Genomic DNA, 247 nt, shown 5'->3' with positions numbered 1-247 from the left:
AGCATTTGCTCCAATGGCTGTTTATCACGTACCGTCATCCGCGCACCAGCGTATAACCAGCGCCACATAATTCCCTGACCGGAGACGTGAAACAGCGGTAAAGAGAGCAACCAATCATCGTGATCGCCAAACGGAATCAGCGATAACACACCTTGCGCACTGGCAAGATGGGCCTGATAAGTATGGACAGCGGCTTTCGGCAAACCGGTAGAACCCGAGGTCAACGTCATTGAGCACCGACGCGTCG

General features: G+C 53.8%; 1 protein-coding gene. It reads right to left on the bottom strand.

Annotated features, from left to right (window positions below; genetic code table 11):
• A partial coding sequence (locus V5P19_RS24195) for an AMP-binding protein (RefSeq protein ID WP_334408074.1) occupies positions 1 to 247 on the bottom strand: 247 nt, incomplete at both ends.

It is taken from the genome of Enterobacter sp. UNJFSC 003, from assembly GCF_036903355.1.
Lineage (GTDB): Bacteria > Pseudomonadota > Gammaproteobacteria > Enterobacterales > Enterobacteriaceae > Enterobacter.
This window is presented reverse-complemented; position numbering and strand designations above follow the sequence as displayed.